General features: G+C 66.0%; 21 protein-coding genes. 2 read left to right on the top strand and 19 right to left on the bottom strand.

What is annotated here, in order from left to right:
• The 8 genes from GOPIP_RS04600 to rplJ all read right to left on the bottom strand — a co-directional run bounded on the left by GOPIP_RS04600 (window position 1) and on the right by rplJ (window position 8,320).
• Window positions 1-1,083: an MCE family protein gene (locus GOPIP_RS04600; RefSeq protein WP_006368385.1), complete on the bottom strand. Its 1,083-nt coding sequence runs from the start codon at window positions 1,081-1,083 to the stop codon at window positions 1-3.
• Entirely contained in the window at window positions 1,080-2,408 is a 1,329-nt protein-coding gene (locus GOPIP_RS04595; protein ID WP_006368384.1) for an MCE family protein, read from the bottom strand. The genes GOPIP_RS04600 and GOPIP_RS04595 overlap by 4 nt, the downstream gene beginning before the upstream one ends.
• Before the next feature lie 3 nt (window positions 2,409-2,411).
• The gene (locus tag GOPIP_RS04590; protein ID WP_006368383.1) at window positions 2,412-3,290 is read right to left on the bottom strand and encodes an MlaE family ABC transporter permease; all 879 of its coding nucleotides are present in this window, start codon (window positions 3,288-3,290) and stop codon (window positions 2,412-2,414) included.
• A gap of 2 nt (window positions 3,291-3,292) precedes the next feature.
• Window positions 3,293-4,099: an MlaE family ABC transporter permease gene (locus GOPIP_RS04585; RefSeq protein ID WP_006368382.1), complete on the bottom strand. Its 807-nt coding sequence runs from the start codon at window positions 4,097-4,099 to the stop codon at window positions 3,293-3,295.
• A gap of 6 nt (window positions 4,100-4,105) precedes the next feature.
• Window positions 4,106-5,356 (bottom strand): ABC transporter ATP-binding protein, encoded by a 1,251-nt coding sequence (locus GOPIP_RS04580; protein WP_006368381.1) that lies wholly within the window; start codon window positions 5,354-5,356, stop codon window positions 4,106-4,108.
• A 294-nt stretch (window positions 5,357-5,650) separates the two neighbouring features.
• Window positions 5,651-7,072 (bottom strand): glycosyltransferase 87 family protein, encoded by a 1,422-nt coding sequence (locus tag GOPIP_RS04575; protein ID WP_035727148.1) that lies wholly within the window; start codon window positions 7,070-7,072, stop codon window positions 5,651-5,653.
• A 256-nt stretch (window positions 7,073-7,328) separates the two neighbouring features.
• Window positions 7,329-7,721, bottom strand: a complete 393-nt coding sequence (rplL, locus tag GOPIP_RS04570; protein ID WP_006368379.1) for a 50S ribosomal protein L7/L12 — start codon at window positions 7,719-7,721, stop codon at window positions 7,329-7,331.
• A gap of 74 nt (window positions 7,722-7,795) precedes the next feature.
• Window positions 7,796-8,320 (bottom strand): 50S ribosomal protein L10, encoded by a 525-nt coding sequence (rplJ, locus tag GOPIP_RS04565; protein ID WP_006368378.1) that lies wholly within the window; start codon window positions 8,318-8,320, stop codon window positions 7,796-7,798.
• Between the two features lie 593 nt (window positions 8,321-8,913).
• Here rplJ and GOPIP_RS04560 point away from each other — a divergent pair.
• On the top strand, window positions 8,914-10,947 hold the full coding sequence (locus tag GOPIP_RS04560; RefSeq protein ID WP_006368377.1) for a CocE/NonD family hydrolase: 2,034 nt from the start codon (window positions 8,914-8,916) through the stop codon (window positions 10,945-10,947).
• Window positions 10,948-10,962: 15 nt separating this feature from the next.
• Here GOPIP_RS04560 and GOPIP_RS04555 read toward each other — a convergent pair whose 3' ends face one another.
• Window positions 10,963-12,417 (bottom strand): FAD-binding oxidoreductase, encoded by a 1,455-nt coding sequence (locus GOPIP_RS04555; RefSeq protein ID WP_006368376.1) that lies wholly within the window; start codon window positions 12,415-12,417, stop codon window positions 10,963-10,965.
• Window positions 12,418-12,570: 153 nt separating this feature from the next.
• On the opposite strand from GOPIP_RS04555, the gene GOPIP_RS04550 reads away from it, so the two are divergent.
• The gene (locus tag GOPIP_RS04550; RefSeq protein WP_231386608.1) at window positions 12,571-13,413 is read left to right on the top strand and encodes an alpha/beta fold hydrolase; all 843 of its coding nucleotides are present in this window, start codon (window positions 12,571-12,573) and stop codon (window positions 13,411-13,413) included.
• Here GOPIP_RS04550 and GOPIP_RS04545 read toward each other — a convergent pair.
• The 10 genes from GOPIP_RS04545 to GOPIP_RS04500 all read right to left on the bottom strand — a co-directional run bounded on the left by GOPIP_RS04545 (window position 13,406) and on the right by GOPIP_RS04500 (window position 22,870).
• Window positions 13,406-14,620, bottom strand: a complete 1,215-nt coding sequence (locus GOPIP_RS04545) for a cytochrome P450 (protein WP_006368374.1) — start codon at window positions 14,618-14,620, stop codon at window positions 13,406-13,408. The genes GOPIP_RS04550 and GOPIP_RS04545 overlap by 8 nt on opposite strands.
• The gene (locus GOPIP_RS04540; protein ID WP_006368373.1) at window positions 14,617-15,060 is read right to left on the bottom strand and encodes a PaaI family thioesterase; all 444 of its coding nucleotides are present in this window, start codon (window positions 15,058-15,060) and stop codon (window positions 14,617-14,619) included. Before GOPIP_RS04540 ends, GOPIP_RS04545 begins: the two co-directional genes overlap by 4 nt.
• Window positions 15,057-16,886 (bottom strand): fatty acyl-AMP ligase, encoded by a 1,830-nt coding sequence (locus tag GOPIP_RS04535; protein ID WP_006368372.1) that lies wholly within the window; start codon window positions 16,884-16,886, stop codon window positions 15,057-15,059. Before GOPIP_RS04535 ends, GOPIP_RS04540 begins: the two co-directional genes overlap by 4 nt.
• Entirely contained in the window at window positions 16,883-17,704 is an 822-nt protein-coding gene (locus GOPIP_RS04530; RefSeq protein ID WP_020170338.1) for a thioesterase II family protein, read from the bottom strand. Before GOPIP_RS04530 ends, GOPIP_RS04535 begins: the two co-directional genes overlap by 4 nt.
• Window positions 17,704-18,957, bottom strand: a complete 1,254-nt coding sequence (locus tag GOPIP_RS04525) for a cytochrome P450 (protein WP_006368370.1) — start codon at window positions 18,955-18,957, stop codon at window positions 17,704-17,706. The genes GOPIP_RS04530 and GOPIP_RS04525 overlap by 1 nt, the downstream gene beginning before the upstream one ends.
• Window positions 18,954-19,922, bottom strand: a complete 969-nt coding sequence (locus GOPIP_RS04520) for an SAM-dependent methyltransferase (RefSeq protein WP_035727141.1) — start codon at window positions 19,920-19,922, stop codon at window positions 18,954-18,956. Before GOPIP_RS04520 ends, GOPIP_RS04525 begins: the two co-directional genes overlap by 4 nt.
• Window positions 19,919-20,227 (bottom strand): acyl carrier protein, encoded by a 309-nt coding sequence (locus GOPIP_RS04515; protein ID WP_006368368.1) that lies wholly within the window; start codon window positions 20,225-20,227, stop codon window positions 19,919-19,921. Before GOPIP_RS04515 ends, GOPIP_RS04520 begins: the two co-directional genes overlap by 4 nt.
• A 137-nt stretch (window positions 20,228-20,364) precedes the next feature.
• Window positions 20,365-21,378 (bottom strand): acyl-CoA desaturase, encoded by a 1,014-nt coding sequence (locus GOPIP_RS04510; RefSeq protein ID WP_006368367.1) that lies wholly within the window; start codon window positions 21,376-21,378, stop codon window positions 20,365-20,367.
• Between the two features lie 38 nt (window positions 21,379-21,416).
• Window positions 21,417-21,917 (bottom strand): DUF4442 domain-containing protein, encoded by a 501-nt coding sequence (locus GOPIP_RS04505; RefSeq protein WP_006368366.1) that lies wholly within the window; start codon window positions 21,915-21,917, stop codon window positions 21,417-21,419.
• On the bottom strand, window positions 21,914-22,870 hold the full coding sequence (locus tag GOPIP_RS04500) for a PDR/VanB family oxidoreductase (protein ID WP_006368365.1): 957 nt from the start codon (window positions 22,868-22,870) through the stop codon (window positions 21,914-21,916). The genes GOPIP_RS04505 and GOPIP_RS04500 overlap by 4 nt, the downstream gene beginning before the upstream one ends.
• Window positions 22,871-23,003 lie beyond the last annotated feature (133 nt).

Below are 23,003 nucleotides of genomic sequence, written 5' to 3'. Positions count from 1 at the left end.
TCACCCCCCTGGCCTGTTGTCTTTCCAGCAGCGGGTCGCCGCGCTGGTGTAGAGCACATGATTGATGTCGGGCAACGGCACCGCCGGCTGGGTCAGCAGGGTCGACTTACCGTTGCCCGCCACGACGTCGATGCCGCACAGATAGAACTGGAACCACGACCCGAAGGTCGCCGCGCGGCCGATCTTCTGGAGCTTGACCGGCAGATTGTTCAGGATCTCGTTCACGTCCTTGTTGCGCGCGTTGATCTGGTCGGCCAGTGACTTCAGACCCGCGATGTCACCCTGGATCGACGGTCTGGTCTGCGACAGGATCGAGGCGGTCACCGTCGTCAGATTCGACACCGAGGCGATCGCCGATCCGACCGAACCGCGTTGCGCCGCAAGGCCGGTCACGAGTTGCTCGGTGTTGTCCAGGAGCGACTTGAAGTTCGCGTCGTTGCGATTGACGGTGTTGAGCACCGATGTCAGGTTGGTGATGAGCTCACCGATCACCTTGTCGCGGTCGGCCAGCGAGTTCGTCAGCGACGAGGTGCTCGAGATCAACGTGGAGATGCTGCCCTCCTCGCCCTGGAAGATCTTGATGATCTGGTCGGCGAGGTTGTTGACGTCGGTGGCCGAGAGCTGACGGAACAGCGGTTTGAACCCGTTGAACAACTCGGTGAGATTCACCGCTGGATGCGTGTCGCGCACGTTCGGGTCGGTGCCGAAGGTGAAGCCCGGTGCCACGGTCGCATCGGAGGTACCCGCACCCCGCTCGACGGCCAGGTAGCGCAGGCCGGTGAGGTTGCGGTAGCGGATGTAGAGCTGCGCACCCTGCGGCAGCGACGACCGGTTGATGTTGAACTTCACCATCGCCTTGTTCTGGTCGTACACCGCGACGTCGGTGACCTGACCGACGCGCACACCGGCGATACGCACGTCGTCGCCCTTGTTGAGCAGGGCGGCGTCGTCGAACACGGCGCTGTACTTGCTGTCGCCGTCGCCACCGGCGTTGGCGATCGTCAGGGCGAGAAGACTGGTCGCGAGCACGGTGATCACCGCGAACGTGATCAGTTTGATCAGCGGTCCCACAACGGATTTCACTGGATGTGCACCTCCGCGCCGGCCAGCGCCGGACCACCGATCATGGTGACCCAGGTCGGGACGTCGTCCGGGCGGGTACCGCTGGCCGAGCCATAGATCAGCTTCAGCTGGGTCCGGAATGACGGGTCGTCGAACGGCGAGGGCTTGATCAGTCCGACCGGGGTGGTGGTGAACTGCGGCTGCGGCAGACTCGGCATCGTCCGCGGGCCGGGGTTACGCGACGGCGGCTGGTAGGAGCCGTCGGCCAGTCCACCGCCGGGGTACTGCGGGAACGGGCGGCCGTTGGTCGGCGGCTCATAGCAGACCGCGGGCGGATCGGTGTCGAAGAACCGCGGCTCGTCCTGGTTCGGGAGATAGCGTCCGCGGGGGTTCACGAACTGCAGGTTCACGCGCACACCGGGATTGGCGGTGCCGGCACCGACGATCTTCTGCGACTCCGGGATCAGGGTCGCGAAGTTGTGGAAGGTGCACTGGAAGGTCGGCGACTGCTTGGCCAGTCCGGTGAGCAACTGCTCGGAATCGACGAACAGGTCGACGAGGTTGTTTCCGTTCTGCTGCAACCAGCCGGTGGTGTCGGTGGCCGCGACCCCGAGGGTGGCGATCAACGTCCGCAGGTCACCTTGCCGCTCCACGATGGTGTTCGACGTGGTGCGGAAGTTGTCGAGGGCGTCGATGACGTCGGGCAGCGCCTGGGAGTAGGTCTGCGAGAAACTCGCCAAGCCCCGCAGGGTGCCCTGCAGGTCAGGCAGTACCCCGTTGATGCCGACGAACACCTTGTTGAGGTTGTCGATGGTGGTGCCGAGCTCCTCGCCGCGGCCCTGCAGGGCCTGCGACAGCGACGTCAGGGTCACGTTGAGATCCTGCGGCGGGATGGCCTGCAGGACCGGCAGCAGCTTGTCGAACAGTTGCTGCAGCTCCTGCGCGTTACCGCTCTTGTCGGTTGCGATGACGTCACCGTTTTGCAGCCCCGGTCCGCCGGCGGCGGGCAGCTGCAGATCGACGTAGCGCTCGCCGAACAGCGTCTTGGGCAGGATTCGCGCGGTGGTCGCCTGCGGGATCTGCTTGGCCATGTCGGGGTTGAGCCCCAATTCGACGTCGACCGAACCGTTCGGCGCCGGTGAGATACTGCGGACCTCGCCGACGACGACCCCGCGGGCCTTGACGTCGGCATTCGCGGGCAGCGCGTTGCCGACGGCGTCGGTGGTGAGCGTGACGGTCGTGAAGTCGGTGAACGTCTTGTTGAACTTCATGATCGTCACCGCGAAGAACAGCGCGACGACGACCAGGAAGGCGACGCCGAGGAGTCTGCGGCGCACGGTCCCCATCGATCAGCCTCCCACTCTGACGGTCGTGGTGGTGCCCCAGATCGCCAGTCCGAGGAAGAAGTCGAGCACCGCGATCAGGACGAGTGCGGCACGAACGGCGTGCCCCACCGCCACGCCGACGCCCGCGGGACCCCCGCTGGCGTAGTAGCCGTAATAGCAGTGCACCAGGATGATGACGAACGCGAAGATCAGCACCTTGCCGAAGGACCACAGCACGTCGGCCGGTGGCAGGAACAAGTTGAAGTAGTGGTCGTAGTTGCCCGCGGACTGGCCGTTGAAGATGACCGTGATCTCCCGGGAGGCCAGATACGACGCGAGCAGACCGAGCACGTAGAGCGGGATGACCGCGATGAAACCGGCGATCACACGTGTGGACACCAGGAACGGGATCGACGGCACCGCCATCGATTCCAGGGCGTCGATCTCCTCGGAGATGCGCATGGCACCGAGCTGTGCGGTGAAACCGCACCCGACCGTCGCCGACAACGCCAGCCCCGCGACCAGGGGTGCCACCTCACGGGTGTTGACGTAGGCCGACAGGAAGCCGGTCAGCGCCTGCGAACCGATCTGGTCGAGCGCCGAATATCCCTGCAAACCGACGACGACGCCGGTGAACCCCGACATCAACACCATCACGCCGACGGTGCCCGCGACGACGGCCAGGCCGCCGGTACCGAAGGCCACCTCGGCCAGCAGACGCAGCACCTCGCGCGTGTAGTGCACGAGCGTCTTCGGGATCCACGCCAACGTCCGTCCGTAGAAGGACATCTGCTCGCCCGCACCGTCGAGTACCTTCAACGGCTTTCCGGCCAGTTTGCGTGCTTCGTAGAAGTAATACTCGGGACGACTCTTGGCGATCGTCACTCCGCCACCACCGGACACGCCTAACTTCCCTTCGGCGGGACGATCTGCAGGTAGACCGCCGTGATGATCAGGTTGGCAAGGAACAGCAGCAGGAAGGTGATGACCACGCTCTGATTGACCGCGTCACCGACACCCTTGGGGCCGCCCTTGGGATTGAGTCCCTTGTAGGCGGCGATGACCCCGGCGAGCACACCGAAGATCGCGGCCTTGATCGTCGAGATCCACAGGTCGGGAAGCTGTGCGAGGGCACCGAACGACGCCAGATAGGCGCCCGGGGTGCCGTCCTGGACGATGACGTTGAAGAAGTAGCCGCCGCCGATACCGACGACCGCAACGAGGCCGTTGAGCAGCACGGCGACCAGGATCATCGCCAGCACACGCGGAACCACCAGGCGCTGGACCGGGTTGATGCCCAGCACCTCCATCGCGTCGATCTCCTCGCGGATGGTGCGCGAACCGAGGTCGGCGGCGACCGCCGACCCGGCGGCGCCGGCGACCAGCAGCGAGGTCACCAGTGGCGATCCCTGTTGGATCACCACCAGCACACTCGCCGCACCCGTGTACGACTCGGCACCGAGCTGCTTGATCAGCGAACCGGTCTGCAGCGAGACGATCGCGCCGAACGGGATCGCGATGAGCGCCGTCGGCAGGATCGTGACGCTGGCGATGAACCAGGCCTGCTGGATGAACTCGCGCCACTGGAAGGGCCGTACGAAGGTCTGACGCGCGACGTCGACGAACAGCTGGACGATGTTGCCCGCCTGGGCAAGTGCACTCGTTCCGGCTTGCGCGATCTTGTCGGCGCCACGCGTGGTGGCATTGGCCATTCTCGGTTAGCTCCGCCCGTCGCCGTGTCGGGGTTTCTTGGTGGTGTCGATCTGCTCGGTGGGCTGGTTTGCCTGGGCAGCCGGCGGCACGTCCCACTGTTGAGTGGGCGCGTCGTTGCCGGCGAACTCGTAGACGTCGGTGGGCGCTTCGGCGGTGGCCACACCGCCGGCCGAGCTCCACTCCCCCTGTCCCGACCCGCCGGCATGGGCGGGCGCGCCTGCCCCGTTCTCGGCCATGTCGGCGCCGTGGGCCTGTGCCTGGGCGCGGATCTCGTCCTCCTGCGCCATCGACTCGCGGATCGCGCGCTGAGCGTTTTCCGGCAGCGACGGCAGCAGTTCCAGGACGCGTTCGCGGTGGCGGGCGACCGCCTTGCGTTCGGGCATACCCGGATTGGGCTGCACCTGCGGGATGATCTCCGAGAAGTCGTCCTTGGTACCGCCACCACCGATACCCGCAGCCTGCATCGCCTCTTCCTGCTTCTGGACCGCCTCGTCCTTCTCCTCCGACATACCGATCGGACCGAACCGATCACCGGAAAGGAACTGCTTGACCACCGGCTGCTCCGAAGTCAACAACTGCTCCCGCGGACCGAACATCACCAACTCCTTGCGGAACAACATCCCGATGTTGTCCGGAATCGTCCGAGCGATGTTGATGTTGTGCGTCACGATCAGAATCGTCGCATCGATCTGCGCATTGATATCGATCAACAACTGCGAAATATAGGCGGTACGCACCGGATCCAAGCCCGAGTCCGGCTCGTCGCACAAGATGATCTGCGGATCCAACACCAACGCCCGCGCCAACCCGGCACGCTTACGCATACCACCGGAGATCTCACCCGGCAGTTTGTCCTCGGCACCGGCCAGACCGACCAAATCGATCTTCTCCATCACGATGTCGCGGACCTCGTTCTCCTTCTTCTTCGTGTGCTCACGAAGCGGGAACGCGATGTTGTCATACAAACTCATCGACCCGAACAGCGCACCGTCCTGGAACAACACACCGAACAACTTGCGGATCTCATACAGTTCCTTCGCCGAACACTGGGTGATGTCGGTGCCGTCGATGATCACCGACCCCTGCTCCGGATGCAACAACCCGATCAACGTCTTCAAGAACACCGACTTACCGGTACCCGACGGACCCAACAGGGCCGACACCTCACCCTCGGGCAAGGTCAACGACACATCACGCCAAATATTCTGCGAACCGAACGATTTGGTGAGCCCCTCAACGCTGACCTCAACACCCACAGTTTCCTCCAGAAGTTCGCTGCCCCCAATGAGCTCCCGCCGGTGCGAGAGTCCACCCCTCGGTGACATGTGTGGTTGGGGTCACTGTATCGGACCACCGCAACAGCAACCCTCCACACACGTGGACCGAAGACCCACAGCGTGGACGCGAAAGAAATCTACCAACCGGTAACTTACCCTCGGGCGATGACACTAGCCGATGAAACGGTCCGAAGGAAAGTGGGCGCGGTTCCATCGTCGGGACACGAGTGCGGTGGCACTCCTTGTCCCCGGTGCGGTGGCGTGGCGCACGGCTCAGGACCGCGCGAGACCCTCTTCGCGGTTGTCGAAGGCCCCGGTGTCGGCGCCTCCGACGACGCTTTCGGTGTGGCCGGGCCCGACCGACTCCGGCCCGACCGACCCCCGCTCGGCCAACTCCGGCTCGCCTGGCTCCGGCCCGACCGACTCCGGCCCATACGCCCCGGGCTCCCATGCCTCACGCACCCGGGTGAGCGGCAACCACCAGGAAATGAGCAGGATCAGCACGAGCCAGATCAGCGACGAGTTGCCGTAGATGATCTCCCACCACCCCCACCGCAGCTCGTTGAGCTGTGCGCTGGGCAGTGACAACGACGGACCGGGAAGCTGCGCGATCAGGCCGAGGATGCCCAACCCGAGGAAGACCGCACCACGCCGGTCACCGCGTCTGGCCCGCAGTGCTCGCACTCCGATGGTGACGAACACCAGGATGTACACCGACGTGAGGACCCAGTGGTGAATCCAGGCGGCCGGGGTGGCCAGCAGGGCCACCGCCCACGCCGCCAGGAAGCACAGCTCGTATTCGCGACGCTTGGCCAGATGCCACGCCAGTGCCAGACAATAGAGCCCTGCGATCGCACACAGCGGCAACCACCAGTGTGAGCGATCGCTGTCGCTCATCCCGGTGCGCGCCAGCACACCGGCGATGCCCTGGTTGTAGACGAAGGCCAGTCCGCCGATGCGTTCTGGGTCGAACACCGTCGACGTCCAGTACTTCCACGTGTCCGACGGCGTGATCGCCCACGCGATACCGGTCGCGGCCAGGAATCCGACGACGACGTTGATCGCCGCCCGCCACTGCCGGCGCGCGAGGAAATAGATGACGACGACGGCCGGGGTCATCTTGATCGCCGCGGCGATACCGACCAACAGTCCCCGATACGGTTCGGCCCACGCGGGGCGCCGATCCCAGAGGGTGTCGGCGATGACCAGTCCGGCCAGGATCAGATTGATCTGGCCGAGATCGAGGGTGATGCGGATCGGTTCGAGTTCGAAGGCCACACCGGTGAGGATCATCGACCAGCCGACCGGCAGGTCACCACATCCGACACGACGCAGCAGGATTCGGATCAGCCACCACGTCAGGAGGCATCCGAGGATCAGGAAGATGACCGAGAGCAACCGCACCGGCATCCAGCTCATCGGCACGAAGGACACCGCTGCGAACGGCGGGTAGGTGAACGGCAGGATGCTGTCGTTCGCCTGCGGCATCGGCCCGTCGTAGAGGTGCTGCCCGTGAAGGAGGAACTGGCCGCCATAGCGGTAGATCTGCAGATCCACCGGCGGACCCCAGTACTTGGTGGGCCCGAGATGCACCAGCCACGGCTGGCCGAAGACACGGCACACCCCCAGGACGAGCACCACGGCCCCGACGACGTTGATCGTCGTGAACGCACGACGGGACACAGGAGCAGTCACGCGGGGTGATACTAGTCCGTCCGGGTCCCACCACCCCAAACCTCCCACCGCCCCGGCGGCCCGTGACAGCAACGAACCCGGGACGGATCTCTCCGCCCCGGGTTCGGGACATGCACCGTCAGTCGACGGTCACACCGCACAAGTAAGCACGCGAGCTCACTTGACGGTCACACTGCGCAAGTAAGCGAGCTTACTTGACGGTCACATGCGCAAGTAAGCGAGCTTACTTGACGGTCACATGCGCAAGTAAGCGAGCTTACTTGACGGACACCTTGGCGCCGGCCTCTTCGAGCTTGGCCTTGGCAGCCTCTGCGGCGTCCTTGTCGACCTTCTCCAGGATCGGCTTGGGAGCACCCTCGACGAGATCCTTGGCCTCCTTGAGGCCCAGGCCGGAGACGACCTCGCGGACGACCTTGATGACCTGGATCTTCTTGTCGCCGGCAGCCTCGAGCACGACGTCGAACTCGTCCTGCTCGGCAGCGGCCTCGGCGGCACCACCGGCAGCCGGGGCACCGGCAGCGGCGACGGCGACCGGAGCGGCCGCGGTGACCTCGAAGACCTCTTCGAACTTCTTCACGAAATCGCTGAGCTCCAGCAGGGTCAGTTCCTTGAACTGATCGATGAGCTCGTCAGCGGTGAGCTTCGCCATGGTTGGCGTCCTTCCTATTCAAGCCCCACACGGGGTCGTGGTGATCCCCGTGGGGATGTTTGTGGTGCGGCGAGTTATTCGCCGGCTTCGTTCTTCTTCTCCTGCAGGGCCGCGGCGAGGCGCGCCACCTGCGATGCCGGCTGGTTGAACAGGCCGGCAGCCTTTGCCAAGTTGCCCTTCATGGCACCGGCGAGCTTGGCCAACAGGACCTCGCGGGTCTCAAGGTCGGCGATCTGTTCGATCTCGGCCACGGACAGCGCACGGCCGTCCATGTATCCGCCCTTGATGACGAGAGCCTTGTTGTCCTTGGCGAAGTTCTTGATCGCCTTGGCGGCCACAACCGGTTCGCCTTCGATGAAGGCAATCGCGGTCGGACCGCTGAACAGCTCGTCGAGCCCTTCCACGCCCGCCTTTTCGGCGGCACGCTTCACCAGGGTGTTCTTGGCGACGGAGTAGGTTGCGCCCTCACCGAGGGAACGACGCAGATCGGTGATCTGACTGACGGACAGGCCACGGTACTCCGTGACGACCGCCGCCGTTGCGCCCTCGAACTGCTCTGCGATCTCCGCGACTGCGGCGACCTTGTCGGACTTGGCCATACTTCGCCTCCTTCCTCATCACTCGAGTTGAGTTGGTCAGAGTTCAACGCAGGGAACCTTCGGAAGACGCCGCGCCGCGGAGGGCGAATGCCCTCGAAACGACGAAACGCCCCGGCACACAGAGGCACGGGGCGTCACACTGGCGATCTTGCCGAACCGGCATGATCGAGCTTCTTCCTCGTTCTCCCTGCGTGGGCCGCCGACATTGCTGTCGGCCTTCGATCGGGATCGCTCCCGATGACCAACGGTCTCTGGTTGAACCGATACGACGCGTGCAAGCGCGTCACACCGAGAAAGAGGTTACCCGAGCTCGACGTCGTCGACCAAATCGGTCCCCACGTCACCGGGTCACCTGTCCGAACGGAGGGTTTCCCAGGTCACACACGGCTTTGAACTGCAGATTCACTGTCGTGACCCAAATGGACCCCACCTCGATGCGGTTCCGAGATCGACGATGCACTACAGTCGGCCATCGGGAGTGATGTGGCCCACAAAGTGTAAGCGGGGTTTCACTCACGCCCGAGCACACGACGGGGTGTGGGTGACGCCGGTGGGTCCGGCGTCCGGTCACACCCCAGGCAGGGTGAGGCACCATGACGTACCAGTTGGACCCGGGCGCTCCCGGGTTGTCACGACCCCAGGTGGTCCCGACGCGGCCCGACGGCGGTCGCGCCACTCCCCATTTCGGCACCCTCCCCCTCGGTGATCCGACCGGCGGCGCCGACGGTATCCGGTGGCGGGAAGCTGTCGACGGCGCCCAGCTCTATCCCCGAGTGGTCGTCGATCGGGACGTCAAGATCACCATGAGCGACGGTGTCACGTTGCGCGCCACGGTGGTCCGACCCGCCAACCGCTTCGGCCAAACCGTTCTCACCCCGTATCCCGCGATCGTCAACATCAACCCCTACAACCGGGCGGCCGTCGACTTCATCGACACCACCACCCACGCACCGGTACTCGGGCGTGCGTTGCGGGTCGCGTCGTCGTCGATCGATGCGACGGGCACCGCCCTCGGCGGGCTCACCCGCCTGACCGGCACGCTCTCCGGCGGAATCCTCGACGTCTTCGGCATCAACCGCACCCTGGTCCGCAGCGGTTACGTCCAGGTCATCGTCGATGTCCGGGGCACCGGGGCCAGCGGCGGCAAATGGCAGATCCTCGGCGCGCGCGAGCAGCAGGACTCGGTGGAGGTCATCTCCTGGGCCGCCGAACAAGAATGGTGTGACGGCAAGGTCGGACTCGCCGGCTGGTCGTACTCGGCGATCAATTCGCTGCAGGCCGCCGACAAACGGCCGGCCGAACTCGGCGCGGTCTTCGCGGTCGAGGGATGCGACGACATCGTTCGCGACGTCTACATCACCGGCGGCATGCCCTCGGCGTTCATCCCGATGTGGCTGTCGGTGGTCAACGTGCTCAAGTGGGTACCCAATCCGTCGACGTACCTGCGCGATGTGGTGCGCGGCGACACGCTGCGTTGGCTGCGCGATCGCGTGGCCTCCCCGGCGACCGAGATCCCGTCGTTGCTGTGGGGTTTCCTCACCGCCCGCGACGACCGGATCTTCGACGACCCCTATTTCGACGAACGGGATCCGCAGATCGACCGGATCACCGCACCCACCTTCACCGTCGGCGGGTGGCACGATCTCTTCGGGCGCAGCGCCACCGGCATCTACGAGCGGCTCCGCCTCGAGCCCGGCCGCAAGCAGATGCTCGTCGGCGACGGGTATCACTTCGACGTGGGCACCGGCCACGGATCCAGCTCCGCCCCACCGCGTCTCGACGTCCTCGAACGCGCCTGGTTCGATCGCTGGCTCAAGGGCCACCGCAACGGTATAGACCACTACGGGCCGGTCACGATGATGCAGCAGGGCGGTTCGTGGACGTCCGGCGCGGCGTTCCCGCGACCGGGCGTGCGACCCCGGCGGCTCTATCTCACCGAGGAGCCGTCGACGACCGCGGATCACGCCGTGCACGACGGATCGCTGAGCACAGCTCCGGCACACGGTGTTTCGTCTCTGCACATCCGACCCGACCTGCGCGGTATGGTGTCCCGGGACATGACGCAGGTGACCGCGGGTGCGTCGATGGTCCTCGGCAATCGATTCACCACCGATGCACGTTTTCAGGAGCGCGGCGGATTGTCGTTCACCAGCGCCCCGGTCACCGAGGCGACCCACCTCAGCGGCGCGATGAACCTCCGCCTCAACGTGGCGACCACCGCACACGAGGGTATCTGGGCGGTGACCGTCAATGATGTTGCGCCCGATGGCACCTCGACCGTTCTCACCAACGGCGCGCTCTCGGCGACCAATCGCGCCCTCGACCGGTCGATGTCGACATTCACCGCCGACGGGCATCTCCTCGGTGCCCATCACTACCTCTCCCGCAAGCGCAAACTGCCGGTCCCCGCCGACGAGCCGGTCCGGATCGATGTCGATCTCGTCCCCACCGACGCCGTGCTCGAACCCGGCCACCGGTTGCGGGTGGACGTCTACGCCGCGAGTTTCCCCCGCTACCTCACGGTGGTCCCCGACCTGATCAAGGCCCGCGGACGCAAGCAACGTCTCGTTCTCGACCCGGAGCACCCGAGTTACCTGACGTTCCTGGCCGGCGACGGGCTCGCCTGAGGCCGTCGACCGGGCTCAGAATGCCTTGCCGGGATTGAGGATTCCGTCGGGGTCGAGAGCGTGCTTGACCGCTCGGTGCATGTCGAGCACGGCGGGTGACAGTTCCTTGCGCGCGCCGTCGAGCTTGAGCACGCCGACGCCGTGCTCGCCGGTGACCGTGCCCCCGAGTTCCAGTGCGGCATCGATGATCTCACCGAAGGCGAGCTGCGCCCGGCCACGCGCGGCGGCGTCTCCCTCGTCGGCGATCAGCAGTGGATGCAGATTGCCGTCACCGGCGTGGGCGATGTTGGCGATGACGATGTCGTGGCGGATGCCGATCTCCTCGATGCGCGCCAGCATCGCCGGCACATGCTTCTTGGGGACGCAGACGTCCTCGGTGAGTACGGGACCGAGTCGCTCCAGCGCCGGATAGGCCAGGCGTCGCGCCGCGAACAGCGCCTGCGCCTCCTGCTCGTCGGAGGACACCGCCGACCACGTGGCGCCCGCGGCGTCGAAACACTCACGCAAGCGCTCGGATTCACGCTCACCCTCGATTCCGGGCGTGTCGATCCGGCCGAGCAGAACGACGTTCGCGTCGACCGCGAGCCCCATGTTCTTCCACGCATCCACCGCGAGCAGACACTGCCGATCGACGAGTTCCAGTGCGGCGGGGGTCAATCCACTCGCACCGACGGCAGACACTGCCCGTCCGGCGTCGATCAACGAGTCGAAGTAGCCCGCGATGGTCCGCGATGGTGGTTGCAGGGGACGCAGTTTCACCGTGATCTCGGTGACGATCCCCAACGTCCCCTCCGAGCCGACCATCAATCCTGTCAGGTCGTACCCGACGACCCCCTTGGCCGTCGGGTGCCCGATCCGCACCAGTTCGCCGGTACCGGTGACCACCTGCACCGCGAGCACGTAATCGCGTGTCACTCCGTACTTCACACAACACACACCGCCGGCGTTGGTCGCCACGTTGCCGCCGATGGTCGACCACGGCGAACTCGCCGGGTCGGGCGGATACCACAAACCCACCTCCGCGCAGGCTGCTCGCAGATGGTCGTTGACGACTCCCGGCGCCACGACCGCGATGCGTTCGAGCGGATCGATCGAGAAGATCTCGGTCATCGCCGCACAGGAGAGGACGACGCTGCGGGCCCATGCGTTGGCACCACCGGACAGACCGGTCCCGGCTCCGCGGGGGATCACCGCGACCTGGCGGGCACGGCACGCGCGCACCACCTCGACCACATCCCCGGGCGTACGCGCACGCACCACGGCGATCGGCATCTGGTGCGGCGCCCACTCCGCGTCGTCGTGGGCGTATCCGGCCATCACATCCGGATCGCACACCACCGCACCGGGGGTGACCGCCGCCTCCAGTGCGGCGATCAGATCTGCCCGGAGATCGGGTGCGACGTCGGCGGTGAAATCCACACCCCACCCTAACGCCACCGCCATCCGGTCGAGAACGAAGTCCGGTGCCATCGGCCAACTCTGGCCGCGCGCGGTGCGCAACCACCCATCCGGGACGGGCGCGATGGAGTCACCCGGTATTCCGGCAATAGTCCGGATCGATCGGGGCGTTCACGACGCCGATCGATGCGGCACGACGTCTCCTCGGCACGCGATACTCTCCCGGTGGACACCGTGCACACCATCGACATGCCGAACGCGACCATCACCTGTCGGGACTCCGGCGTACCGCGGGCCGCGGACCCGACGGAGACGATCCTCTTCGGTCACGGGCTGTTGTTCGACGGCACCATGTTCGACGATCAGGTGGCCGCGCTGCGCGGGCGGTTCCGCTGCATCCGCCCGGACTGGCGCGGCCAGGGTGCCAGCGTGGGCCACCATTCCGCCTATGACATGGATACGCTCACCGACGACACGCTCGGGGTGATCGAGCACCTGGCAACAGGTCCCGTGCACTACGTCGGACTGTCGATGGGTGGCTACGTCGGGATGCGGCTCGCCCTGCGTCATCCCGAACTGCTCCGCTCGCTGACCCTCCTCAACACCATGGCGCGCAACGAATCAGCCCGATCCGCCATCGACTACACCGCCATGGCCTGGATACAGCAGCTGACCGGTGTTCGGCCACTTCGACACCTGCTGGAGTCCAAGCTCTTCGGTCGTGGGTTCGTCGACACCGCGCGTGGCAAGCGCATCGGTGACGAATGGTTCGCCCGACTCGCGACCACCCAACAGTCCACCGCCCGTCGGGCCACCCTGCGACGCGTCGTGGCGGGTGTCGTGGCACGAGATGCCGTGGCCTCCCAGCTGCCGCTGATCACCACCCCGACCCTGGTCATCGGCGCCGAGAACGACGTGGCAACACCTCCGGTGGAGGCCTCCCGGGTCGCCGCGGCCATTCCGGGAGCCACACTGCACCTGTTACCGGGGTGTGGCCACAGCAGCGTTCTCGAGCAACCGGACACCGTGTCGGCGCTCTTGGCCGACCACCTCGGTTCGGTCAACTGACGGTCACCACAACCGATTCCGGACCGCGGATGTTGCGTCGCCCGTTCCAGGACAACGAATCCAGCCGTGCGCGGGGGAACCGCTCGAGGAATCCGGAAAGGAAAGCCGCGGTTTCGGCCCGAGCCAGCGCCGCACCCAGACAATGGTGAATCCCCGCACCGAACGACAGATGACGGTGCGCCAGCGGCCGATCAGGACGAAACGTCGCGGCATCCCCACCCCAGAAGGCGGGGTCCCGGTTGGCCGCGGCGATGACGCCGATCACGAACGAGCCCAGAGGGATTCGCACTCCTTCGACGTCGAGGGGCGCGGTCGTGACCCGTCGCATCAGGTGCACCGACGGCTCGAACCGCAGAACCTCTTCGACCACATTGGTCACGAGATCGGGTCGCTGCCGCACCATCGCAATACTGTCCGGATGCGCGAGAAGTGTTGCCACCGCGGAGCCGATGAGGTTGACCGTGGTCTCATGACCGGCAATCAGGACGAACATCACCTGGGCGACCAACTCGTCACCAGTGAGTTCACCCGCGCGTTCCGCCGCGATCAGGGCGGTCAACAGATCATCGCCGGGATCGGAGTGCTTGCGCCGCACCAGATCACGGGTCATCGCCGTCAACTCATCGTTGGCCGCTCGAATACGGGCCTGGGTGGCCGGCTCCGCAAGTGGTTCGAGCCCGAGCACGAGCGTACCGATGTGTTCTCGGAACCGTTCGGTGTCGACCCCGGACACCCCGAGGATCTCCGAGATCACCTCGTACGGCATGGTGAACGCGACTTCGTGCATCAGATCGATGGTGCCCGCAGCGGCCACACGGTCGAGCGCGCGATCGGCGAGTCGGCTGATCCGGTCCATACGTGCGGCGACACCTGATCGGGTGAACGGCGTACCGACCAGCCGCCGGAGTCGGGAATGGTCCGGCGGGTCGCGATCGAGCAACGACAATCCGCGCATCATGCGGTTCTCATCGCCCAGTCGGGTGCTGTCGCTCTTGAAATCGGGAATATGGCGAAGTGCGCTCTCTTGCACGGAGTGTCCGGACCGCTGTAGCGCCGCGACATCGGCGTAGCGGGTCAGCAGCCAGAATCCCTGCGGGTGAACGACAACCGGGGCGGTCGCCTGCAACCTCCGATACGCGGTATGTGGATCGACCGCAAACGCCGGGTCGAACAGATCCATCCCGCCGGCATCGATGCGCGTGTTCACCGCACCAACCGAACGTTACGAAACGTCGACAACGCAGTCGCACAGAGATTTCCGTCCTCATCGAAGATGTCGGCGCGACCGACGGAGATGGTTCGACCCGCCGACACCGCGGTTCCCTGCGCGCTCAGTTGCGGGCCGGGGGCGGGCGCCACGATCTTGATGGTGTAGTCGAGCGTGACGTTCGCCCAGCCCGTCGGCAGCAACGTCGCCACTGCCGCGCCTGCTGCGTAATCGGCGAGAGCGCCGAGAACGCCCGCCTGAACGTGTCCGGTGTGCTGGGTGTGATCGGGGCGAACCGCCAGTCGAAGCGTGGCGGCGCCGGTTCCGAGTGACTCGATCGCGAAGCCCAGCGCACGTGCCGCGGGCATCGCGTCCAGGACGGCTCTGATGGCCTCGGCGGCGGCGGGATCCGGCGAGTCGGACGTCGTGGTGGTGGTCATCGATACTCCGTTCCGACGGGCGTGAACCCGTCATTGTCGTAGAGGGCACGTGCCGCTCGGCGCCGCACCTTTCCGCTGGTCGTCTTGGGCAACTCGCCGGCGGCGATGAGTCCGATACGGAGCACAGTGATCCCGAGGTCGGCCCGGATCGCCGCGCGGATCGCCGAACGCACCTCCGCCGCGTCGAGGTCTCGGTGCGTGGCCCGGATCTCGGCGACCACGACCACCTCCTCGGCAGGAGTGTCACCACCCGATGACTCCTCGGCCCACCCGAACGCCGCGCAGCCGCCCGGACGGAGCGCCGAATGTGCTCCCACAGTCGCTCTTTCGATGTCGGTGGGATAGAAGTTGCGACCACGGATGACGATCATGTCCTTGATGCGTCCCACCACGTACAGTTCGCCCGCGACGACGAACCCGAGGTCACCGGTGCGCAGCATGGGATCACCGCCACCGACGATCGCCCCGAACAACGCGTCGGTCGCGGGGCGATTGTGCCAATAGCCCGCACACACATGCTCACCGGAGACCCATATCTCCCCGACGACGCCGTCGGGGAGGCCGACGCGCCTGTCCGGGTCGACGATGCGGATCACGCTGCCCCGCACCGCTGTTCCGGACCCCACCACTTCGGTCCCGGCCGAATCCGGACGGTAACGTCGATGTTGTAGGTCCGCTGCGGACGCTCGCAGCGTGCGCGGCCCACGACCCGGACGGGACGCCGTGACCAACAGGGTCGACTCGGCGAGCCCGTAACACGGATACATTGCGCGAGCGTCGAATCCGTGGGGCGCGAACTCCGCCGCGAAGCTGCGGATCGTGTCGGAGCGGATCGGCTCGGCTCCATTGAAGGCGACGGTCCAGCTCGTCAGGTCGAGATCGGCCGGCAATCCGGTACGACGGGCATGCGCCACGCAGGCCGCGTAGGCGAAGTCCGGCCCTCCGCTGGTGGTGGCCCGATACCGCGAGATCAGCGTCGGCCACAGCAGTGGCCGACGGATGAAGGTCATGGGCGACATCAGAACCGCTCGGGCACCGACATACAGCGGCTGCAACACATTTCCTATCAAGCCCTGATCATGGAAGAAGGGGGCCCAACCAACGACCACCGATGTCTCGTCATGACCAAAGGCATCGCGGATCATCTCTTGGTTGGCGCGCAGGTTGCCATGCGTCACCATCACTCCCTTGGGCGCACCGGTTGAGCCCGAGGTGTACTGCAGGAGTGCGACGTCGTCGGCGTCCACCGGATCCGCGGCGTGCGTGGAGTCATACGGGATGGCCGATCGTTCATCGGCGGGTACGTCATCGACCACCCCGTTGTCGGTCAGATCGCTGTCGGTCAGATCGCTGTCGGTCAGATCGCTGTCGGTCAGGTCATCGACCCACATGGGCGGTACCGGACACAGCGTCCTCAACGTCTCGCCGAAGAATTCGTCGGATACCTTGTCGGTCAACACTATTGCGGGTTGGGCGTCGGCGATCACATTCCGAATCGCGCTCGGCCCCGCGGTCGGGGTCGGCAGCGGCGGCGCCACCGGTACCGCGACGACACGCGCATACATGCACCCGAAGAAGGCGGCGATGAAGTCGAGGCCGGGAAGGAACGCCAGCAGGGCGCGGTCGCCGGGCACGCATTGCCGCCGCAATCGTTCCGCGATCCGGACGGCACGACGGTGCAGGGTTGCGTGGTCGAGTTGATCGACCTCCGTTCCGGACTCGTCGACGAACACATAGACAACCCGGTCCGGCGCCGTCCGCGCGCGGGTCATGAGCACGTCGGGCAGGAACGCGCCCCGACGTTCGGGATCGTCGTGGCCGTTCATGACCCCGCCGGCTCCGCGGTCGATGGCGGCGACACGAACAGTGCGGTCAGGCGATCCCGGTGTTGCTGCGGGAAGAAGTGGTCACCGGCGAACGTGTGCCCGGCGAAACCCGATGCGGTATGTGCCGACCACGACCACGCCTCGTCGGCATCGACGAGCGGATCACGGTTGCCGTGGCACACCGTGATCGGTACCGGGAGCGGTACCACCCCACCGTCCTCGAGGATCGGTCCGGCGACATATCGGTACTGCTCCACCATCGCCAGGTCATATCGCACCAGATCCAAGGCGTCACTGAGGAATTCCGGCGTTCGTGCCAGTAGGTGCCAGGTGTCGGACAGTTCGGCGAGCCCGGCGAGGAGTTCCTCGTCGTCGCGTTCGTGCAGCGGCGGACGGCTGGCGGGGAGGTGAGGAGCGCGCCGCCCCGAGACGCACAGATGGATCGGCGACCGACCGGCAGCGAGGAGGCACCGAGTGAGTTCGAAGGCGATGACCGCACCCATGGAATGCCCGTACACCACCGTCGGTATCTCGGGCAACGCCAACAGCTGGCCGGCCAGGGTGGTGGCTGCGGCGAATACCGAGGTCGCCCGGGCCGCATGACGCACATCCTCCCGCCCCGGCAACTGCACTCGCAACACCTCGAGACCGGCGGGGAAGCAAGCGCCCCAACGGGTGAACGTCGACACGCCCGCGCCGGCGTGGGGCACCATCACCACTCTGGTGTGGGCGCGCCCACGGTTCACGCGGTGCGTGTCCGGCATCGGCCGCAGCCAGAGTCCTGGCGGCTCCTCGATGTGATGCGAGATGGTGGACATCATCGTGATCTTCCCCTCACGGGTAACGCGCTCGGTCCGCGCATGATGAAGCTCTCGGTCTGCCAGGTCGGCGCGATGCCCGTCGGCGTCAGCTCCAAGCGCCGCCACACCCGCTCCAGTGCCGTCTGGGCGATCAGTTGGGCGAGAGCGGCGCCGAGACAACCGTGCATTCCGTGTCCGAACCCCAGATGTGAGGCAGCCGAGCGCATATCGGCTCCGCGGTCGATACTGAATTCGTTCGGGGCGTCGAAGACCTCCGGGTCCCGGTTACCTGCACCGAGGCACAACAACACCTGGTCTCCACATCCGATGACCTGTCCGCCGTATCGGCTCTCGGCGCGTGCGACCCGCTTGGTCATCTGCAACGGGCTGTCGTAGCGCAGCGTCTCGCGAATGGCATCTCCGGCACGCTCGGGTGCTGCGGCGAGCTTGGCCGACTGTTCCGGATGCGTGAGCAGCGCGGCAACGGCGTTGCCCAACAGGGCGGTTGTGGTTTCGGTACCCGCGACGAAACACATGATGCAGATGTAGGCGAGCTCGGTCTGCGAGAGACGATCGCCGTGGCCCACCGATACCCGCGCGAGCTCGCTGATCAGGTCGTCGCCGTGCTGGGTCCGTTCGTCGACCAGAGCGCGCAGTGCCGAGGCGAAGTCACCGACGACGCGTCCCACCCGGGTGAGGTCGGCGACCGACATCCGTCCCGGCTCGAGTAACCGGCGTACCTCGTGGGTCCACTCCGGTGCCACCGAGGCGAGCGACGGCGGCAACGCCATCCAGTCGACGAGAACCGCACTCGGCAGCGGGCTCGCGAGACTCGCGATGAGATCGAAGGTCAGCGCCTGGACGCCGATATCGAGGCGATCGAGCATGTCGTCCACCCGCTGCGCCACGACCGGTCGCAACCCCTCGATTCGTTGACGGGTGAAGACCCGGTTGACCAGCGCGCGCAACCGCGCGTGTGCGGGGTCGTCGGTGAACACCAACGAGGTCCGTCCGAGGTCAACGATCCGAGCGGCGTCCGCCCGTGCGTGCGGTGGCAGTCGATCGATCCGTCCGGCCACCTCATCGGGAATCAACGAGGAACTGAATCCGTTGTCGCGCAAGAGGTGACGGATGTCGTTGTGCGCCGTGAACACCCACATCCCGAGGGTGCGGTGTACCGGTTCGGCTTCCCGGAGCGCCGCGTACAGCGGGTAGGGGTCCATCCGGAATCCCGGTGCAAGCGGGTTGAAACGCGGAGTCGTGGCCGTCACTTGTCCACGTCCAGGTCATGTCGCGGTGCGGATTCCGACACGAAGTAGCTGCGCCGGTACGGCCGTAACACCAAGCGCAGCAGACAGATCTTCCCCATACGGAACCCCAGCGCCGACATCGTCAGGTAACGGAGGTAACGATCGACCGTGTCCTCGCCCACGATGCGGGTCGCCTCGTCACGTCGTTGCCTCAGCCGGTGCGCCCACTGCGCACAGGTCCAGGCGTAGTCCAGGCGACCGTTGGTCACGCGATCGATCTCGAAGATGCCGTCCGCGGCAACCGCGATATCGGCGAAGGTGGGCAGTTCGGCGTGCGGGAAGATCTCCCGCTGCATGAACGAACTCGCCTGCATCGCAGACATGTTCGCATACGCGATGGTCTGCAGCGACAGAGCGCCGTCATCGTTGAGCCAGTCGCGGCATCGGGTGAAGAATGCTCGATAAACCGCGCGGCGCGTCTCGATGTTCTCATCGGGCCGCGCGAAGTGCTCGAAGGCGCCCACCGACACGATGCCGTCGAAACGATGCGGCGGCCGGTACTCTGCCCAATCGGTGACCTCGGCGCGAATCCGGGGTTCGCCGAGTGCGCGGATGTGGGCGGCCTGTTCCACGCTGAGCGTGAGTCCGATCGCCTCGGTCACTCCGGGGTGCGTTACGGCCTGGCGCAGCAGCGCGCCCCAGCCACATCCGATGTCGAGAATCCGGTGCGCGTTCCCGATTCCGATCGCGTCGAGGTGATATCGCACCTTGCGCGACTGCGCGGCGTCGAGGTCGTCACCCGGACTCTCGGGCATGGCACAGGAATAACTCTGATCCGCGTCGAGCCAGAGGCGATAGAAGTCGTTGCCGACGTCGTAGTGGAACGCGATGGCCTCGGCGGCCTCGCCACGCCTGCGCTCACCGGTCACTGCGCCGGTGCCGGGCGTCAGGGTCGTTTCCCCACAGGTCATTTCCGCACCGGTCATTGCCCCGCCGCCGCATCGAGGTGCTCGAACAGATGGTTCGACACCGCACTGATGGTCGGGTTGTCGAACAAGGCCTCGGACGGGAGTTCCACTCCGTAACGCGCTTCCACCTCGATCAGCAGGGCGACGGCGTGTGCCGAATCCAGCCCGAGCCGATCGAATCCGGCATCCGGGTCGACCGATTCCGGCATGGTCTCCAGCAGGTCTGCGAGGTACTCGCGACACCAGCGCACGATGCTCTCGCGCGTGATCGGCTCCGACGACGGCGCGGTGTCGATCGGTCCGTCGGGCTGGGGCATGTTCATGGTCCCTCCTGGGTTCAGCAGGCTCGAGTGGATTGCGCAGGCCCGCAGGGTGCGGGACGGGGCAGGTGCTCTTGGAGCGCAGGTGCTCTTGGAGCGAAAACTTCTGGACACGAATGGAACTGAGGGTGCAGAGTTGATCAGTCGCCACCGCGGACGTCGCCCGCGCCCGCCCCCGCCGGCGTCGTCCGGATACGTTTGGCGGCACGCCGCTGCGGTGACGGCACCCCCACATCGGTGGCCAGACCGCACGCAGACAGTACGACGATCAGCCAGTAACCGGGGTCGACGCGATACCAGTTCAATCCGAACGATGCGGAGTCGGGAAACGCGTGGTGATTGTTGTGCCAGGCTTCACCGAGTGTGACGAGCGCGAAAACCCCTCCGTTGCGGCTGTTCTCACGTGACTCGTATGGCCGGGTGCCGTACATGTGGAGAAAGGAGTTGATCGCCCAGACGATGTGCTCGAGGACGAATATCCGGACGAGACCGCCCCACAGGAAGCCCATCAGTACGCCGGTGAGGCTCCATTCCATCACGCCGACGATCGCCGCCGGGATGACCAGACCGAGCACCACCCACAGGTGGTAGTGGCGGGAAATACGCAACAGTGCGCGATTCTTCAACAAGTCGGGGGCGTAATGCATCACGTTCGGGTACTCGTGACGCCGCATCCACAGGAAGTGCGAATGGACGAGCCCCCGCAGCGCACCCCGGAATCCGTCGCCGGAGAGGTTGGGCGAGTGCGGATCACCGTCGCGGTCGCTGCACTCGTGGTGTCGCCGGTGCAGGGCGACCCACGATATCACCGGCCCCTGTCCGGCCATGGAGCCCGCGATCGCCAGCGCGACAACCGCTCCCGGCGCGGCCTTGAAGGTGCGATGGGTGAACAGACGGTGGTACCCGACGGTGATGCCGAGTCCGGTCAGCAACCACATCACACCGAGTGAGACCCACGCCGAGGTCGGTACCGGTATCACCCAGAGCAAGCCGACCGCGACGGCGGTGCCGATGATCGGTAGGACGTCGAACAGCAGGAAGTGCCTGCGCTGCAACCGATGGATGTAGGGGTTGCTGATCGTCTTCTTTCTCGGTTCGGGCGGTGTCGAGGACGGCACGCCGATGTTCTCGGACGACGCGGCGGAGTGGACCATGACGGATTCACCTCGTTGATCACTGCGTGGATGGGTTCTCAGGAAATCTGGCAGACATAGTCGAAATAGACCTTGCCGACGACTGCGCCGCCCGGGTCGCGCAGGACCGCTTTCGCATCGACGTCGAGGCGTCCGGGTTCGCCACGGGCGGCCAGTTCCCGGACCGCACGGAGGTCGACGGCGGCGGTGGCGGTGATGGTTCCGGTCGCCGGGCGGGTGTAGACCGCGCGGCAGTCCCGCACGACCATCCACTCGACCCGCTCCAGGTGGGCGGCAGCGGTGCCGACAAACGCTGCTGCAGCACAGAACTCGGCACCCAGATACAGTGCGGCGGCGTGCACCGTGCCCACGTGGTTGTGCAGATGCGTCACATCGGGGATCTGCGCCACCGCGCGCTCGGCATCGAGGTCGATGATGCGGATGTCGTTGTGTTCGGTATGTGGAGCCAGGCCGTTGGCCACCTCCCGCAACTTGGCGAAATCGGGATCCGAGCCTCCGAAGGGCACGAACGGCTCATAGGCCTTGCCGAAGAAGCTCATAGATCCAGCACCAGCCTGTCCGACGCTGCGCGCGACACGCAGACCATCATGGATCGCCCCGCCTGCCGCTCCGCGGCGGTGAGCACCGAATCCCGATGGACGATCTCACCCTCGAGTACCCCGGTCTCACAGCTCGCGCAGGTGCCCTCGCGGCACGAGGTCACCGGCGACACCCCCACCGCCTCCAGCGCATCGAGGATGCTCTGGTCGGCGCCGACGTCGACCGTGAGCCCCGAACTGGCCAGGCACACGGTGAAGGCCCGGGCGCCGTCATCCTCGACGATCTGCTTCGGGGTGAACCGTTCGGTGTGCACCGCGACATCGGGACCCGCGAGGTCCTCGACCGCTGCGATCAAACCTGCTGGGCCGCAGCAGTAGACCCGGGTACCCGGGCCCGCGTCGGCAAGGATGTCGGCAACCGGCAACGGCCCCAGTCGATCCTGTGGACGAACGTGCACCCGGGCCCCGTGGTCCCTCAGTTCGTCGAGGTAGGCCATCGATTCTTCGGATCGTCCGCCGTAATGCAACTCCCACTCCGAGTCCCGTGAGGCGAGATCGGCGATCATCGGCAACAGCGGGGTGATGCCGATGCCGCCGGCCACGAAGACGTGGCGATCGGCGTCGGCGAGCGCGAAGTTGTTACGCGGCATCGAGATACGCAACTCGTCGCCGACGACGACGCTCTCGTGCAGGGTGATCGAGCCGCCCCTACCGTCGATCTCGCGGAGTACCGCGATCCGATATCTGTCATTGTCGGCGGGCGACGAGCACAGGGAGTACTGCCGCGGACCGATCCCGGGAACGTCGACGTCGATGTGGGCGCCCGGTGCCCACGTCGGCAGAGCCGATCCGCCGGGTGGGGTCAGGACCAGCTCGACGATGTCCGGCGTCAGCCGGCGACGGGTCTCGACCACCACGGACAGGGCTGCGTTGGCGGTGGATTGCGGGGGCATCGGATCTCCTCGACCGGCGACATTCGCCGATTGGCGACATCACCACGGTGACCGGGATTCGAGACGGCCGCATCACGGAGCGCTGCCCTTTGTTCGCGCGATTGGCAGTCTCTATCGATCACCCGCCAGCGGC

It is taken from the genome of Gordonia polyisoprenivorans NBRC 16320 = JCM 10675 (genome assembly GCF_000241325.1).
In the GTDB taxonomy this organism is placed as follows: domain Bacteria; phylum Actinomycetota; class Actinomycetes; order Mycobacteriales; family Mycobacteriaceae; genus Gordonia; species Gordonia polyisoprenivorans.
Note: the sequence above shows the minus strand (reverse complement) of the source record. Positions and strands in the feature narration are given on the sequence as shown.

Excerpts from the sequence above, each read along its gene's own strand:
- GOPIP_RS04595 (WP_006368384.1), bottom strand. The coding sequence starts at position 2,408 with ATGGGGACCGTGCGCCGCAGACTCCTCGGCGTCGCCTTCCTGGTCGTC.
- GOPIP_RS04585 (WP_006368382.1), bottom strand. The coding sequence starts at position 4,099 with ATGGCCAATGCCACCACGCGTGGCGCCGACAAGATCGCGCAAGCCGGA.
- rplL (WP_006368379.1), bottom strand. The coding sequence starts at position 7,721 with ATGGCGAAGCTCACCGCTGACGAGCTCATCGATCAGTTCAAGGAACTG.
- rplJ (WP_006368378.1), bottom strand. The coding sequence starts at position 8,320 with ATGGCCAAGTCCGACAAGGTCGCCGCAGTCGCGGAGATCGCAGAGCAG.
- GOPIP_RS04560 (WP_006368377.1), top strand. The coding sequence starts at position 8,914 with ATGACGTACCAGTTGGACCCGGGCGCTCCCGGGTTGTCACGACCCCAG.
- GOPIP_RS04555 (WP_006368376.1), bottom strand. The coding sequence starts at position 12,417 with ATGGCACCGGACTTCGTTCTCGACCGGATGGCGGTGGCGTTAGGGTGG.
- GOPIP_RS04540 (WP_006368373.1), bottom strand. The coding sequence starts at position 15,060 with ATGACCACCACCACGACGTCCGACTCGCCGGATCCCGCCGCCGCCGAG.
- GOPIP_RS04535 (WP_006368372.1), bottom strand. The coding sequence starts at position 16,886 with ATGAACGGCCACGACGATCCCGAACGTCGGGGCGCGTTCCTGCCCGAC.
- GOPIP_RS04530 (WP_020170338.1), bottom strand. The coding sequence starts at position 17,704 with ATGTCCACCATCTCGCATCACATCGAGGAGCCGCCAGGACTCTGGCTG.
- GOPIP_RS04520 (WP_035727141.1), bottom strand. The coding sequence starts at position 19,922 with ATGACCGGTGCGGAAATGACCTGTGGGGAAACGACCCTGACGCCCGGC.
- GOPIP_RS04515 (WP_006368368.1), bottom strand. The coding sequence starts at position 20,227 with ATGAACATGCCCCAGCCCGACGGACCGATCGACACCGCGCCGTCGTCG.
- GOPIP_RS04510 (WP_006368367.1), bottom strand. The coding sequence starts at position 21,378 with ATGGTCCACTCCGCCGCGTCGTCCGAGAACATCGGCGTGCCGTCCTCG.
- GOPIP_RS04505 (WP_006368366.1), bottom strand. The coding sequence starts at position 21,917 with ATGAGCTTCTTCGGCAAGGCCTATGAGCCGTTCGTGCCCTTCGGAGGC.
- GOPIP_RS04500 (WP_006368365.1), bottom strand. The coding sequence starts at position 22,870 with ATGCCCCCGCAATCCACCGCCAACGCAGCCCTGTCCGTGGTGGTCGAG.